Origin of the sequence: Rhizobium sp. 768_B6_N1_8 (genome assembly GCF_051811225.1) — a bacterium.
Lineage (GTDB): Bacteria > Pseudomonadota > Alphaproteobacteria > Rhizobiales > Rhizobiaceae > Rhizobium.
The window spans coordinates 1899226-1913045 of record NZ_JBPWPV010000001.1 but is presented as its reverse complement, the minus strand read 5'-3'; the positions used below and the strand labels follow the sequence as shown (position 1 = coordinate 1913045).

Sequence of the window (13820 nt, the reverse complement as noted above, 5' to 3'; positions counted from 1 at the left end):
GGCGAAGGGGCGACGAGGGGGCACATGACGGAAACGCATAAAAAGAGCTGGCTGCGAGCCCACGGGCATACCGGCAGCAGGGTTACATTCCTGGAACTCTTCTTCGATCTCGTTTTCGTCTTTTCCATTTCACAGCTGTCGCATGCGCTCTTTGCGCATTACACGCTGCTGGGCGCCGCCGAAGCCGCACTGATGATGTTTGCCGTCTGGTGGGTGTGGATCTTCACTGCCTGGGCGACGAACTGGCTCGACCCCGAGCGCATGCCGGTGCGATCCATGCTGATCGTGATGATGATGCTCGGCCTCATTCTTTCGGCCTCCATTCCCGAAGCATTCGGCGAAAAAGGCCTGCTCTTCGCCTCAGCCTACTTACTGATGCAGGTCGGCCGCTCGGCCTTCACTGCCTATGCGATGCGGGCTGCAGGCCGTTCGGCCACGCTCAACTTCGTGCGCATTACCGCCTATTTTGCCGTTTCCGGCATATTCTGGATCGCTGGCGGGCTGCTGGAGCATGAAGCACGGCTGATCTGCTGGGTCATCGCGCTCGCCATCGAATATTGCGGGCCGGCGCTCTCCTTTGTCGTGCCTGGCCTCGGCAGATCGAATGCGGCGGAGTGGGATGTTTCCGGCGCGCATATGGCGGAGCGTTGCGCGCTTTTCATCATCATCTGCCTTGGCGAAGCGATCCTCGTATCCGGCCGCACCTTCTCCGAAATGGAATTCTCCGCCATGACCGGCGTGGTCTTTCTGATCGGTTTCATCGGCACGGTCGCCATGTGGTGGCTCTATTTCCGCTTCGGCCATGAGCGCGCGGCACACCGCATCGAGCACACGGATACGCCTGGCAGTATCGCACGGCAGGCCTTCACCTATGCGCATATTCCTGTTCTCGCAGGCATCATCGTGCACGCCGTGGCGGTGGAATTCATGTTCGAACATCCACATGAGACGGGCAGCCTCGCCATTGCCGCTTCCGTGCTCGGCGGCTCCGGCCTCTTCCTGATCGGCAATCTCTGGTTCAAGGGCGCCACCAGCGGCCGTCTGCCGCTCTCCCATCTCGCCGGCATCGTCATCCTGATCCTCTGCGCCTTCTTTGCGCCGTTCATACAGGTCTATGTAATGGGCATTCTGGCGGCGCTGGTGCTGATTATCGTGGCGGCCTGGGAGTACAAGTCGCTGACGCGGGCGCCGGCCGGGCCGGTGTTGCATTAGAGAGTCCGGCATCGCAAAAGGTCATGCATCACGCAGAAACTCCTGCGGTGTAACGGCAAGCCCTTCCAGCCAGCGATTGCCGCGCTCGTATAGAGCTTCCACCTGTTTGCCCTTCAGGCCCGGCATATCGCGCTTTACACGATATCCGATCTGCTCCTGTATATAGGCGAGATGCCGATATCCTTCCGGAAATGCCTGCAGCACCTCTCGGTCGATCCCGAGTATATCGGCGGGCGAAAGAGGATCGATCCTGTCTTTCTCATAGATCGGCTGCCGGATGACGATTGCCCAGCGGTCATTTCTCTTTTCGAGGAAGTCGTAGAAGCGCCCGGTGCAAACCACGTCGCAAGGGCAACCGTGAACCGATGCCCGCTGGGAGATCGTCATCTTGGTCTGAGCTATCGCCCGATGCGCTCTGATGTCGATCGAACTGCCGCCGAGAAAATGGAGGATGCTTACGCCTTTGTTCCAGCCATCCCGGCTGACACGGATAAACTCCGTTGCAGGCCCTTGGAACCAAGTCGCCATCATCCAGGCGTCGTCGTGCCATACGGTCTGGAAACGCTCCCAATGACCGGCATCCCGCCAGATCGCCCAGTTCTGAAGAAGCTCGTTTATTGCAAGCTTGTCATCCCATGCCGGCATCGTCACTACCCCCGCTTGTGTGCTGCAAGCCTCGAAGATAGCTCCGGGCTCAATCCTCGTCACGCAGATCCTGCAGCAGCACGGTGATGATGCGCTCCATCGAGTCGGCGGTCGCCATGCATTGCTCGATCGGCTCGTCCGAGAGCACACGGTCGATGAGGCTGGTCTGGATGGCCATGGCTTCCTCGCTCAGCTTTCGCCCCTCCGGCGTCAGATAGAGGCGCAGCACGCGCTTGTCGCGCTCGTCGTCGCGGCGAAGGATCAGGCCGCGCTTTTCCATCTGTGGCAGGAGCATGCTCATATTGGAGCGGCCGACCAGCAGCTTACGGGCCAGCTCCTGCTGCGAAATGCCTTCGAAGCGGTAGAGATTGACGAGAATATCGAGATGCGGGGGCTTGATATCGAGATCGGAAAGCGAGCGCGCCAGGGATTGTTGCATGAGCTGGCAGGCGCGAGCCACCGCGATCCAGCTGCGAAAACGCGGATGATCCCAGGGTAGGGATTGATTTTTGTTCATCGTTGTACTTTATTGTTCAGTGTTGAACATTATTGGAATCCCATCATGGCAAAATTTGCGCTTGAGGTCACCCGCCTCGGATTTTCGCTCATGCAATCCGTTTCTCCGCGTCTTGCCGGCGAAGCGGCCTTCCGGCTGTTCTGCCGAACGCCATCCGTCAAGCCGAAAGGCGAGAAAGCGAAGGCGGCGCATGCGGCGGGTGTTGCCAGGCTCGCAGGCGCGGAACGCTTCCTGCTGCCGGTCGCGGGTAAGCGCCCCCATGCCTACCGGCTGAATGGCGGGGCGCTCGGCCGGCGCAAGCGTTACCTCGTCACTCATGGCTGGGGCTCCGGCATGGCCTATATGGCCGATCTGGTGACCACGCTGGCGGATACCGGCGCGGAAGTGATCGCGCTCGATTTTCCCGGCCACGGTCGCGCTGGCGGACGCTTCCTGCATATGGGGCTGGCGGTCAAGGCGATTGCAGCGGCGGAAGCGCGCTTCGGCCGCTTCGATGCCGTCATCGGCCATTCCTTCGGTGGTGCTGCGCTCGTGGTCTCGGCCTCCGCCATACTGCCGGATGTAAAACCCGTCTCGACCGAGCGCATGGTGCTGATCGGCTCGCCCAGCGAGATGCAATGGCTGTTTACCGATTTCGGCCGGATGCTGCGGCTGAAGCCGGCCGCGCAGGCAGCGCTCGAGGATGTCGTGCAGCGTGTCACCGGTCGCAGACTTGAGGATTTCGACGCGGGAAAAACGGCCGCAGGCATCGGCAAGCCGGTGCTGGTCATCCACGCCGAGGACGACAAGGAAGTCGGTGCCTCCCATGCGCGGCGTTATGCGGCCTCGGGCGGGCAGGTGCGGCTGTCCTGGGCGAACGGTTTTGGCCACCGGCGCATCATCTCGGCCGCCCCAGTTCTTGACGAAGTCGCGGCATTTCTGGCTGAGGGAGACATCAAGAAACCTGCTGAGATCATTCCGATTTTTGAGCTTCCGGCGCGCCGCGCATCGGTGTAGCGTCCGGCCGGTCGCGGGGCAGGCGGCCGCCAACAGGACGGGGTAGCGATGAAGATCATCAGCAGTATCGAAGAGCTCAACGAAATCTATGGCGCGGGCCTGTCGCAGGCATCCGTCGACAAGGTGACGAAACGGCTGACACCGCTCTATCGGCATATGATCGAGATCTCGCCCTTTACGGCGCTTGCCACAGTCGGCCCGGAAGGGCTCGACTGCTCGCCGCGCGGCGATATCGGCGGCGTGGTGCGTATCATCGACGACACGACACTGCATCTTCCCGACTGGCGCGGCAACAACCGCGTCGATTCGCTTTCCAACATCGTGCGCGATCCACGCCTGTCGCTGATGTTCCTCATTCCCGGCTCGAATACCGTGATGCGCATCAACGGCCGCGGCGTGGTGTCCAACGACGAGGCGCTGCTTTCGAGTTTCGAGATGGATGGCAAACATCCGCGCACGGTCATCGTCATCAGCATCGTCGAGGTCTATTTCCAGTGCGCGCGTGCGGTGATGCGCGCCGAGCTGTGGAATGCGGAGCACTTCGTCGACCCCGCGAATCTGCCGACGCCTGGGCAGATGCTGAAGGATGCGGTGGGGGATTTCGATCATGAGACTTATGATCGGGAATGGCCGGTGCGGGCCGCCAAGACGATGTGGTGAGGTGAGGGTAAGGCGGGGTTTTTAGAGGGTCCGAACCGGCCAAGCGATAGCACCGAATTGGGCAGCCTCTAAGCCGCCACTCTCCTCGGAAAGAGCACAGCGTCCGGCGCCGTCCTGACCCCATCGACGACAAGCGGCGTCCCGTAGACATCAGGCACCTCAATCCCAAGCCTTGAATGCAGTGCCTCCGCCGAGCGCGGCAGAAACGGCAGGAGGCAGCGCGCAACGACTGCCAACCCATAAACCTGCTCCGCGAGGCAACCACCAAGACGATCAACTGTCGCCTGCCGTTCTTCGGGCGTGATGTCACCAAGTAGCGCCTTCGCATCCGCCCATGGGGCACGCTTCGCAAAACGACGGTTCGCCTCGCCGACAAAAGCGAAGATATCAGCAAGACCGACATGCAGCTCATAGGTATCGAAAGCCGCAGCCACCTTCGCTGGAAGCCGCGCCGCCTCCTGTGTAAAATCGCTCTCCTGCAGCGGAGGAACGACCCCACCGAAGGCAGATGAGACAAGCGCCAGCACCCGGTTGGCGAGATTGCCGAGCTGGCCGCCGAGCTCTCCTGTCCAGGCGGCTTCCAGACGCTCAGCCGAGAAGTCGCCATCATCGCCCGAGCGAATATGCCGGAGCAGGTAATAGCGCAGGGCATCCGGCGTGCCATAAGCATCGATGACGCTATTGGGGTCGATGCCATTGCCGGCGGATTTGCCGATCTTTCTGCCGTCGACCGTCACATAGCCATGCACCAGGGTCGACGACGGCGGCGGCAGGCCTGCCGAGAGCAGGATGGCCGGCCAGTAGATGGTATGGAATTTCGAGATGCCCTTGCCGACGACGTGGATGCGCTCACCGCTGGCGGTCCAATAGCGATTGAAGAGCTCCTCATAGGTGCCGTAGCCGAGCCCCGTCAGGTAGTTGGCCAGCGCATCGAACCAGACATAGACGACTTCATCGCTATCAGGCACGGGAACGCCCCAACCGCGCGCCCGCTCGGCGCTGCGCGAGACGCTGATGTCGTCAAGGCCTCGACGCAGCAGCGCCAGCACCTCGTTGCGCCGGTGGGCCGGAACGATGGAGAGTTCACCGGTTTCGATCAGTTGCAGGATGCGGTCGCCATAGCGCGAGAGGCGGAAGAACCAGTTCTCTTCCCGGACGAGTTCAAGCGGGACGCCGTGCTCAGGGCAGCGGCCGTCAACGAGGTCCGAGGGCTCGTAGAACTGCTCGCAGCCGACGCAATAGAGGCCTTCGTAGGCTTTGCGATAGAGGTCGCCATTGTCGGCGCAGGCGTTCCACAAGGCATGCACGCAGGCGACATGCCTCGGGTCGCGCGAGGTACGCACGAACTCGTCGTTGGAAATATCGAGGCGTGTCCCGAGCCGCTCGAAGCGGTCGGCGTTGGCGTTGACGAAATCCGCCACGGGCAGACCGGCGGCTTCGGCCGAGCGGACATTCTTCAGGCTGTTGTCATCGGTGCCGCACTGGAAGCGCACATTGCGGCCGAGCAGGCGGAAATGGCGCGCATAGGCATCGGCCTGCACGAGTTCGAGCGCAAAGCCCACATGCGGGGCGGCGTTCACATAAGGGATCGAGGTGGTGATATAGGTGTCCGGCTTGTTCATCGGTTGATCCTTTCGAGGCTGTTTGCCCGCGAGACGGATCGCCAAATGAAAAGACCGCCTCAAGGGCGGTCGCTGGTGCATTCTGGACGCACGAAACCCGCCACGCTATGAGCGCGGCATCATCATCGCTGAGGTGCTGATTGCGGTTCTGTCCATGGAGAAGTGGTATCATTTGGGGCCGGTTTGGACAAGCGGGCTGTTTTCGGCGCGTTGTCAGCTATGCTGCGCTGGCTTGATGGGATTGCGTAGAGGACGCGATGGCGATGGAAAGCGTGAGAACCGGTGGCTGCGCGTGTGGCGCAGTCAGGTACGAAGTCGAAGGCGAGCCGTATCAGTCCGGGCTCTGCCACTGCACAAAATGCCGGAAGCTGACCGGTTCCATCTTTTCGGCAACGGCGAACTGGCATGGCTCGAAGTTCAAGATGGACGGCGAGATCAGCATCTACGACAAACGGTCGTTCTGCCCGATCTGCGGCTCGCGGCTGTTCTTCATGCTCGATGACGCCGTCGAAGTCTTTATCGGCACCCTGGATCAGGCACCGAACGACATCCACCCCATGGTCGAGGTCTGGACCATCCGCCGCGAACCCTGGCTGCCACAGGTTCCAGGTGTCCGGCTTTATGATGAAGACGAGCACGCGGCGTCAGATTGGTAGGCACGCTGGTCGTCAGTAAAACGTCGATTTGAAGGGAACGATCGCCGAGCCCATCGCAGCGGCGTCGCCTGATATGTCTGACACGATGAGCTTGGGGTGTGGGCGGGCGACGCCGTAGCGCGGGCGGCCGAAAAGTTCGGTGCGTTCGCTCAACATCTGCGCCAGTCCCGGTGGTACCTGGCCGCCGAAGACGATCGCCTGCGGGTCGTAGATCGCCCAAATGGCGTTGACGAGACGGTTATAGGCGGGCGTGATCTCGTCGACCCATTCCACCACGCCCGGCCATTTCGGATCGAAATTCCTGCGCAGATACGGGATCGACGGCACGTCAATATTGTGGCGCTTGAGCCTCTCCAGAAGCAGCTGCAGGGCGGGGCGGCGGCCAGTCTCTTCGTCGTCAAACATCCCCGAGAATTCCCCGGCATTGCCATTGCCGCCGAGTAGCAGTTCGCCGTCATGTATCAAGCCGCCGCCGAAACCGTAATTGAAGCTCAGATAGGCGAAGTGCTTGATGAAGCGACCGGCGCCGAACATCGCCTCGGCGACAGCGCCGGCGCTGCCGCCGTTCAACAGCCAGACGGGCTTTTTGAAGCGATCGCTCAGAAGCGGCCCAAGCTCGATCAGCGACCATTCATGCAGCGGCATCGAGGCATTGTATTTTGTCCCGGAGATCAGAGCGCCGGCAATACCGAAGCCGATGCCGAAGAAAGTCTCGTCATCGAGGCCGTTCAGCTGCTGCAGTTCGGCAATGCGTGCTTGCACGCGATCCAGCGCCTGGTTCATGCCCAGCTCCCTCAGCGAGATGTCGCTTTCGCCGAGCACATTGCCTGACAGGTCCACCAGGCAGATGTCGACCACGTCGGAATTGACGGAAATGCCGATCGAATAGGCGTGGCGGCCGTTGAGCCTGAGCATCGGGCTCGGCTGGCCGCGGCCGAGGCCGGGCTTCGGGGACCCCAGAGAAACGATGCCGCGCTCGACGAGCTGGTCGATGATGCGATGGACCGATTGCTGGGTCAGATCCGTATGGCCGGTGATCTCGGATCGTGACAGGCCGGGATTGCGCCAGATGAGCTTCAGCAGGCTGCGTTCATTCGCGGAAACGACAATTTCCTCTCCCGGACGCCGGAATCGGGATGCAATCAACGGTTCTGGGAAATAAGGCATGACGCACCTCGAATATACCACAAAAGTGTAACTGTAACGCAGATGGCAACCGCAGGTGCTTGCATAAAGGGCTTCTCGCCCTCAATCAAGTCGGACCACGTCATCGATTTGTTACACATAAAGTGTATTAATCCGGCCGTTCACGATCCGGACGCTGATCCGGCGGGTCTCAAATTCAGGCGAGGGCAAAATGAAGATTTCCATTCTGGTGGCTGCGGCCGCCCTGATGACGGCTGCGTGTTCTCCTGCGCAGGCTGCCAATTTCGAATTCTGGTACGGCAATACGGGAAGCGTCGAGAAGGCGATTCTGGCACAATGCGACGCCTTCAATGCGTCGCAGTCGGCCAATCACGTCACCTGCGTCGGGCAGGGCAGCTACGAGGTTTCCATGCAGAAGGCGATTGCCGCCTACCGTTCCAACAAGCATCCGGTGCTGATCCAGTTCTTCGATGCCGGCACGCTCGACCTGCTGCTGTCCGACGCCGTCGTTCCGGTTCAGGACGTGCTGCCCGATGTCGACTGGAACAATTACATCAAGGGCGCGCGCTCCTATTACGAAACGTCAGGTGGCAAGCTCTATTCGCAGCCCTACAATTCCTCGACGCTGCTCTTCTACGTCAACAAGACCGAACTCGAAAAAGCCGGCGTCACCGAGATGCCGAAGACCTGGGAAGACATTATCGAGGCTGCCGGCAAGCTGAAAGCTGCCGGCAACGAGTGCCCCTATGTCACCAATGGCGAGCCGTGGTCGATGTTCGAGCAGTTCTCCGCCCGTCACGGCCTGCCGATCGCTTCCAAACACAATGGCTATGACGGTCTCGATGCCGAATATGTCTTCAACACCACTTTCTTTGCCAAGCACCTGCAGAACCTGATCGACTGGCGCAAGGAAGGCCTGGTGAAGATCGCCAGCGATACCAAGGCCGGCAATTACACCGCCGCCTTCAATTCCGGCGAATGCGCCATGATGGAAAATTCCTCCGGCTCCTACACGGACTCGTCCAAGGCCTTTGCCGGCAAGTATGAACTCTCCGTCAGCCTGACGCCGATGTACAAGGGTTACGAGCGCCACAACACCTTCGTCGGCGGCGCCTCCATCTACATCATGAAGGGCCATGACCAGGCCGAGATCGATGGCGCCAAGGCCTTCCTCGATTTCCTGCGCAAGCCCGAACAGCAGATGTTCATGACGGCTTCGACCGGCTACGTACCGGTCACCAACGACGTGCTCGATGCCATCGCCAAGAGCCCTGATGCCGGCACCACCAAATATGCGACGGCGGGCGTCGGCATCGAATCCATGAACGAGCCCGGCACCCCCGACACCCGCGGCATCCGCCTCGGCTTCTACGTGCAGTTCCGCTCGATCCTAATCGAAGAAACGCAGAAGGCGTTTGCCGGCACGCAGACCGCACAGGCATCGCTCGACAGTGCCAAGAAGCGTGGCGACGAGCTGCTGCGCCGCTTCGAGCAGACCTACAAGACGGCAAAGCTGCCCTGATCTATCTCCGGTGCGGCGCTCCCCCGTCGCCGCACCGGCTTTTCTCGAAATGGACATGCGTGATGTCGTCGGAATCCTCGCTTTTCAGCCATCGCTGGCTGCCGCTGCTGCTTGCCGCACCCTTGCTGCTGCTGATCCTCATCTTCTTCTACGCGCCGATCATCCAGGCCTTCTACTGGTCCTTCTTCCTGGAAAGGCCGTTCGGCGGCGGGTCGGAGTTCGTCGGCTGGGATAATTTCCGCCGGGTGCTTGCCGATCCGGAATTCTGGGATGCCGGCTGGCGCACGATCCTCTTCATGGTCTTCGCCTCGTCGCTGGCGGTCGCTCTGCCGCTGATCCTGGCGGTGGCGGCCGACCGGAAAATCCGCCTGTCGCTGACGGCCCGCAACGTGCTGGTCTGGCCGAAGGGTGTGGCGGGCGCCTCGATCGGCGTCGTCTTCGCCTTCATCTTCAATCCCTTCGTCGGCATTCTGGCGCCGATCAACCATTTCTTTCCGGGCGCCTGGGCGCCGGGCCTCAATGGCACCGATGCTTTCATCACGCTGATCGTCGCCCACGTGTGGGGCGGCATTCCCTTTAATTTCGTCATCCTGCTCGCCGGGCTGCAATCCATTCCGCGCACCATGTTTCAGGCAGCCGCCATGGATGGCGCTGGGCCATGGCGGCGCATCTTCGATGTGCAGCTGCCGCTGATCATGCCGCAGCTCTTTCTGACGCTGGTGCTGGAATTCACAGAGAGCGTCACCTCGGCCTTCGCGCTGATCGACACGATTACCAAGGGCGGACCGGGCGGCTCCACCAATCTGCTCGTCTACAAGATCTATACCGACGGCTTCAGCGGTTACGATCTCTCCGGCGCGTCCACCCAGACGGCCATCCTGATGGTCTTCGTCGTCATCCTCACCGCCGCGCAGTTCCTGCTTCTCGGCCGCAGCATCAATTACGAACGGTAAGGGCCAGCCATGATCGAAAACGCTCGCTCGCTCAATTTCGCCGCCAGCGCCATCCTGGCTGTCGGTATCATCTTCATTCTCGGGCCGCTCTACCTGACGCTCGCCAATGCATCGCAACCTTATGAATTCCTGCTGCGCAACGGGCTTGCCTGGTATCCGGGCGACCAGTTCATCGCCAATGTGATGCGCGTCTTCACCGAGACCCGCATCCCGATCCAGATGCTGAACAGCATGCTGGTGGCCTTTTACGATGCCTTCTTTACCTGCGCGCTTTCCTTTCTCGCTGCCTATGCGCTCGTCTATTTCCGCATCCGCTGGGCAGGTATCGCCTTCGCGGTGATCCTCGCGACGATCATGCTGCCGATCGATATCCGCGTCATCACCACCTATCAGGTGGCGGCGAACATCTTCTCGCCACTGAATGCGCTGCTCGATCTCACCGGCGCCAATGCGCTGATCGAAAGCCTGTTCGGCGCACCTGTTCATCTCGAACTCAGCGTGCTCGACACGCATTTCGGGCTCGTGGCACCACTGGTTGCACATGGAACCGGCACCTTTCTGTTCCGGCAGTTCTTCCGCACGCTGCCAGCCGATCTCTTCAAGGCGGCGCGCATGGATGGGGCAGGGCCGATCCGCTTCCTCTTCCATATCCTGCTGCCGATCTCGCTCAGCAGCTTTGCAGCGCTCTTCGTGCTGACCTTCCTCAGCGGCTGGACACAATATCTCTGGCCGCTCGTTGCCGCCTCCAAGCCCGAGATGACAACGGCAGTCGTCGGTCTGGCGCGGCTCGCACCCGACATGGAAGGCGAAATCCCTGATTTTCCGATGATCATGGCTGGTGTCGTGGTCGTCTCGGTCATTCCCCTTGCGATGATTGCGCTGCTGCAGCGTTACCTAGTGCAAGGCCTTGTTCTTTCGGAGAAATGACGTGAACGCCATCGATACCGCCATCCGCACCGCGGCCACCAACATCACGCTTGCAGGCGTCACCAAGGCCTATGACACAAAGGCCGTCGTTATTCCGCCGCTCGATGTCGAGCTTCGCGCCGGCGAATTCACCGTCGTTCTCGGCCCGTCAGGCTGCGGGAAATCCACGCTGCTGCAGATGATTGCGGGGCTCGAAGCCGTCAGCGGCGGCAAGATCCTGTTCGGCAATCGCGAGGTACAGGGCCTGGAGCCGAAGCAGCGCGGCTGCGCCATGGTTTTTCAGAATTATGCGCTCTATCCGCATATGACCGTGTTCCAGAACATGGCCTATAGCCTGAGGGTCGCCGGCCTGCCGAAAGCCGAGCGTCAGGAGCGGGTCGGCGCTGTCGCCGAAATGCTCGGACTTGCCGCCTATCTCGATCGCAAGCCGGGGCAGCTCTCGGGCGGGCAGCGCCAGCGCGTGGCGATCGGCCGGGCGATCGTGCGCGAGCCCGGCGTGCTTCTCTTCGACGAGCCGCTTTCCAACCTCGATGCACAGCTGCGCCACGACATGCGCGTCGAACTTGCCGATTTGCATCGGCGCATCGGTGCGACTACGGTCTTCGTTACCCATGACCAGGTGGAGGCCATGACGCTTGCCGACCGGATCCTCATCCTCAACAAGGGCAGCGTCGAGCAGTTCGATACGCCGAAGGCGATCTATCATCGCCCGGCCTCGGTCTTCGTCGCAAAGTTCATCGGCGCGCCGCCCATGAATATCCTGCCGGTGACATCAGACGGCTCTGTGCTGCGCCTGGCGGACGGGCAGGCGGTTACGGGATACCACAAATCCGGCTCGTTCCAGCTGGGCATCCGCCCCGAGGATATCGCCGTTGAGACAAACGGCGCGATCAAGGGCCGGCTCAGGCATTTCGAAGATCTCGGCTCGCATGCGGTGCTTGCGGCCGATCTTGCCGGCACTTCCATCCGTATCGCCACACCCTTCGGCGCCGATATCAATCCCGCCACAGAGCTTTCCTTCTCCTTCCCACGATCCCGGTTGCACCTGTTTGACAGTGAGACAGGTCGCACCATTGCGGATGCATTCGCCGACCATTGAAAGACCTCTTCATGAACTACACTGACTATGTGCGGGACCCGGGCAGGGACTGCGCAATCGTGGCGCATCGCGGCATATGGCGCGATGCTCCCGAAAACAGCCTTGTTGCCATCGAAGCGGCGATCCACGCCGGCTGCGATGTCGTCGAGGTCGACGTGCGCCGCAGTGCGGATGGCGGCCTCTTCCTGCTGCATGACAAGACGCTGCAACGCATGGCCGGCATCGATGAGGCACCGGAGGTGATTACATCCGCGCGCCTTGCCAGCCTCGCACTGAAGAATCGCGATGGCGGCGAACAGAACGAGATGACCAGTGAAAAACTGCCGAGCCTGCGGCATCTCTTCGAGCTCACGCGAGATCGCATCTTCCTGCATCTCGACGTGAAGGACCGGGCCATCATCCCTGAAGTCATCGCCTGCGCCCGCGATATGGGCGTTGAGGCCCAAGTGGATTTTTGGGGCAATCTCCGCTCGGCAGAAGACCTTGCCTGGATACGCGAGACGGTCAGCCCGCACGGCGTGCTGTTCATGGCCAAGTCACGGATCGGCGCTACGCATGCTGAAGCCGAGCTGGATCTGCTGTTCCAGCTTTCACCTGATGTCTGTGAAGTCTGCTTCGACCACATCGAGGATATCGTCGCTCTCCGCGCCCGCCAGACGGGCATGGCGCTCTGGGCAAACACGCTCGATTCCGTGGCCTTTGCCGGCTTCACCGATACGGCGGCCATGCAGGATCCCGGCGCCATCTGGGGCCGGCTTATCGAAGCCGGCATCTCGCTGATCCAGACCGATGAACCGGTCGCACTGAAATCATATCTCGCCAGCCGCCGTGGCTGACACATAAGGACGTAAACATGAGCTACAAAGACTTCATCGCCGACCCGAACCGCAGCTGCGCCATCGTCGCCCATCGCGGCGCCTGGCATGGCGCGCCGGAGAACAGCCTGGCCTCCATCGAAAAGGCCATCGCCGTCGGCGCCGATATCGTCGAGATCGACGTGCGCAAGAGCGCCGATGGCGAGCTTTTCCTGATGCATGACGACACGCTCCTGCGCATGGCCGGCATCGACCGCGACGCCGAGACCTTCACCATCGCGGAACTGCAGGCGATCGCGCTGCGCGAAGACAATGGCGGTGAGGGCCGCGCCACCACCGACCAGCGCATTCCGACGTTGAAGCAGGTCTTCGAGACCATTCGCGGGCGCATGTTTGCCGATCTCGACCTGAAGGATCGCGGTCTGTTTTCGGAAGTCGCAGCCTGCGCCCGCGAGATGGGCGTGGCCTCCTCCGTCGACCTGAAGACAACAGTCATGACCCGCGAAGATCTCGCATGGGTACGCGCCCAGACTATCGAGGGCGTGCCCTTCATGGCGATGGCGCATTTCACCGCCGCCGGTATCCATGAGACGCTTTCGCTGCTCTCGGAAATCCGGCCCTTCATGTGCGAGCTGCGCTTCGATCAGCTCAACACGATCGCAAACAACCAGCAGCTCTTCCGGGATGCCAATATGGCGATCTGGTTCAACACGCTGGATATGGCGGCGAGCGGCGAATGGATCGACAGTAGAGCGCTCACCGAGCCCGACGCCATCTGGGGCCGCCTCATGGACGCCGGCATCAGCACTATCCAGACCGACGAGCCGGTCGCGCTGCGGGCCTATATCGAGAAGCGGAGAGCGGCGCAAAATCCCGTAGCAACCCGCGTCGCGGGTTGATCCTCTGCCGATCTGCGGGCCACCCGCCGACGCGTGGTGGCCCGCATCTTCCGCATTCGGGCCGCCCGACACAGTGAGTCTAGGAGTCCGTCCTGAAATTCAGATCTGCTGGTGACGTATCCTTTCGGCGCGATCGTCCGTCTTGGTTATT

14 protein-coding genes are annotated in these 13820 nt (G+C 61.2%); 10 read left to right on the top strand and 4 right to left on the bottom strand.

Annotated elements, in window-relative coordinates; translation table 11 throughout:
* Positions 1–24 precede the first annotated feature (24 nt).
* Complete coding sequence (locus AB8B33_RS09740) at positions 25–1212, top strand: low temperature requirement protein A (RefSeq protein ID WP_439015185.1); 1188 nt, start codon at positions 25–27, stop codon at positions 1210–1212.
* A gap of 21 nt (positions 1213–1233) precedes the next feature.
* On the opposite strand, the gene AB8B33_RS09735 is transcribed toward AB8B33_RS09740, so the two are convergent.
* The gene (locus AB8B33_RS09735) at positions 1234–1857 is read right to left on the bottom strand and encodes a nuclear transport factor 2 family protein (RefSeq protein WP_113321608.1); all 624 of its coding nucleotides are present in this window, start codon (positions 1855–1857) and stop codon (positions 1234–1236) included.
* 49 nt (positions 1858–1906) lie between these two features.
* Positions 1907–2374: a MarR family winged helix-turn-helix transcriptional regulator gene (locus tag AB8B33_RS09730; RefSeq protein WP_439015184.1), complete on the bottom strand. Its 468-nt coding sequence runs from the start codon at positions 2372–2374 to the stop codon at positions 1907–1909.
* A 45-nt stretch (positions 2375–2419) separates the two neighbouring features.
* Between AB8B33_RS09730 and AB8B33_RS09725 the strand changes: the two genes are divergently transcribed.
* On the top strand, positions 2420–3370 hold the full coding sequence (locus AB8B33_RS09725; protein ID WP_439015183.1) for an alpha/beta hydrolase: 951 nt from the start codon (positions 2420–2422) through the stop codon (positions 3368–3370).
* Positions 3371–3418: 48 nt separating this feature from the next.
* Complete coding sequence (locus AB8B33_RS09720; protein WP_439015182.1) at positions 3419–4030, top strand: pyridoxamine 5'-phosphate oxidase family protein; 612 nt, start codon at positions 3419–3421, stop codon at positions 4028–4030.
* 68 nt (positions 4031–4098) lie between these two features.
* Here the strand turns inward: AB8B33_RS09720 and metG are convergent, their stop codons facing one another.
* A complete protein-coding gene (gene metG / locus AB8B33_RS09715; protein WP_439015181.1) occupies positions 4099–5652 on the bottom strand; it encodes a methionine--tRNA ligase in 1554 nt (517 codons plus the stop codon).
* Positions 5653–5909: 257 nt separating this feature from the next.
* Here metG and AB8B33_RS09710 point away from each other — a divergent pair, with 257 nt between their 5' ends.
* Positions 5910–6308: a GFA family protein gene (locus AB8B33_RS09710; protein WP_439015180.1), complete on the top strand. Its 399-nt coding sequence runs from the start codon at positions 5910–5912 to the stop codon at positions 6306–6308.
* A gap of 12 nt (positions 6309–6320) precedes the next feature.
* Here the strand turns inward: AB8B33_RS09710 and AB8B33_RS09705 are convergent, their stop codons facing one another.
* On the bottom strand, positions 6321–7475 hold the full coding sequence (locus AB8B33_RS09705) for an ROK family protein (protein WP_439015179.1): 1155 nt from the start codon (positions 7473–7475) through the stop codon (positions 6321–6323).
* A gap of 190 nt (positions 7476–7665) precedes the next feature.
* On the opposite strand from AB8B33_RS09705, the gene AB8B33_RS09700 reads away from it, so the two are divergent.
* From AB8B33_RS09700 to AB8B33_RS09675, 6 genes are all read left to right on the top strand, one after another.
* Positions 7666–8976, top strand: coding sequence for an extracellular solute-binding protein (locus tag AB8B33_RS09700; RefSeq protein WP_439015178.1), 1311 nt, complete (start codon positions 7666–7668; stop codon positions 8974–8976).
* 62 nt (positions 8977–9038) lie between these two features.
* Positions 9039–9929 carry a carbohydrate ABC transporter permease gene (locus AB8B33_RS09695; protein ID WP_439015177.1) on the top strand — a complete coding sequence of 297 codons (891 nt, stop codon included), beginning with the start codon at positions 9039–9041 and terminating at the stop codon, positions 9927–9929.
* A gap of 9 nt (positions 9930–9938) precedes the next feature.
* The gene (locus AB8B33_RS09690; protein ID WP_439015176.1) at positions 9939–10856 is read left to right on the top strand and encodes a carbohydrate ABC transporter permease; all 918 of its coding nucleotides are present in this window, start codon (positions 9939–9941) and stop codon (positions 10854–10856) included.
* Position 10857: 1 nt separating this feature from the next.
* Positions 10858–11955, top strand: coding sequence for an ABC transporter ATP-binding protein (locus AB8B33_RS09685; RefSeq protein ID WP_439015175.1), 1098 nt, complete (start codon positions 10858–10860; stop codon positions 11953–11955).
* Between the two features lie 11 nt (positions 11956–11966).
* Entirely contained in the window at positions 11967–12791 is an 825-nt protein-coding gene (locus AB8B33_RS09680; RefSeq protein WP_439015174.1) for a glycerophosphodiester phosphodiesterase family protein, read from the top strand.
* Positions 12792–12808: 17 nt separating this feature from the next.
* Positions 12809–13669, top strand: coding sequence for a glycerophosphodiester phosphodiesterase family protein (locus tag AB8B33_RS09675; RefSeq protein ID WP_439015173.1), 861 nt, complete (start codon positions 12809–12811; stop codon positions 13667–13669).
* Positions 13670–13820: the final 151 nt, after the last annotated feature.

Excerpts from the sequence above, each read along its gene's own strand:
- AB8B33_RS09710 (WP_439015180.1), top strand. The coding sequence starts at position 5,910 with ATGGCGATGGAAAGCGTGAGAACCGGTGGCTGCGCGTGTGGCGCAGTC.
- AB8B33_RS09735 (WP_113321608.1), bottom strand. The coding sequence starts at position 1,857 with ATGCCGGCATGGGATGACAAGCTTGCAATAAACGAGCTTCTTCAGAAC.
- AB8B33_RS09695 (WP_439015177.1), top strand. The coding sequence starts at position 9,039 with ATGTCGTCGGAATCCTCGCTTTTCAGCCATCGCTGGCTGCCGCTGCTG.
- AB8B33_RS09720 (WP_439015182.1), top strand. The coding sequence starts at position 3,419 with ATGAAGATCATCAGCAGTATCGAAGAGCTCAACGAAATCTATGGCGCG.
- AB8B33_RS09690 (WP_439015176.1), top strand. The coding sequence starts at position 9,939 with ATGATCGAAAACGCTCGCTCGCTCAATTTCGCCGCCAGCGCCATCCTG.
- AB8B33_RS09700 (WP_439015178.1), top strand. The coding sequence starts at position 7,666 with ATGAAGATTTCCATTCTGGTGGCTGCGGCCGCCCTGATGACGGCTGCG.
- AB8B33_RS09740 (WP_439015185.1), top strand. The coding sequence starts at position 25 with ATGACGGAAACGCATAAAAAGAGCTGGCTGCGAGCCCACGGGCATACC.
- AB8B33_RS09675 (WP_439015173.1), top strand. The coding sequence starts at position 12,809 with ATGAGCTACAAAGACTTCATCGCCGACCCGAACCGCAGCTGCGCCATC.
- AB8B33_RS09680 (WP_439015174.1), top strand. The coding sequence starts at position 11,967 with ATGAACTACACTGACTATGTGCGGGACCCGGGCAGGGACTGCGCAATC.
- AB8B33_RS09725 (WP_439015183.1), top strand. The coding sequence starts at position 2,420 with ATGGCAAAATTTGCGCTTGAGGTCACCCGCCTCGGATTTTCGCTCATG.
- AB8B33_RS09730 (WP_439015184.1), bottom strand. The coding sequence starts at position 2,374 with ATGAACAAAAATCAATCCCTACCCTGGGATCATCCGCGTTTTCGCAGC.
- metG (WP_439015181.1), bottom strand. The coding sequence starts at position 5,652 with ATGAACAAGCCGGACACCTATATCACCACCTCGATCCCTTATGTGAAC.
- AB8B33_RS09705 (WP_439015179.1), bottom strand. The coding sequence starts at position 7,475 with ATGCCTTATTTCCCAGAACCGTTGATTGCATCCCGATTCCGGCGTCCG.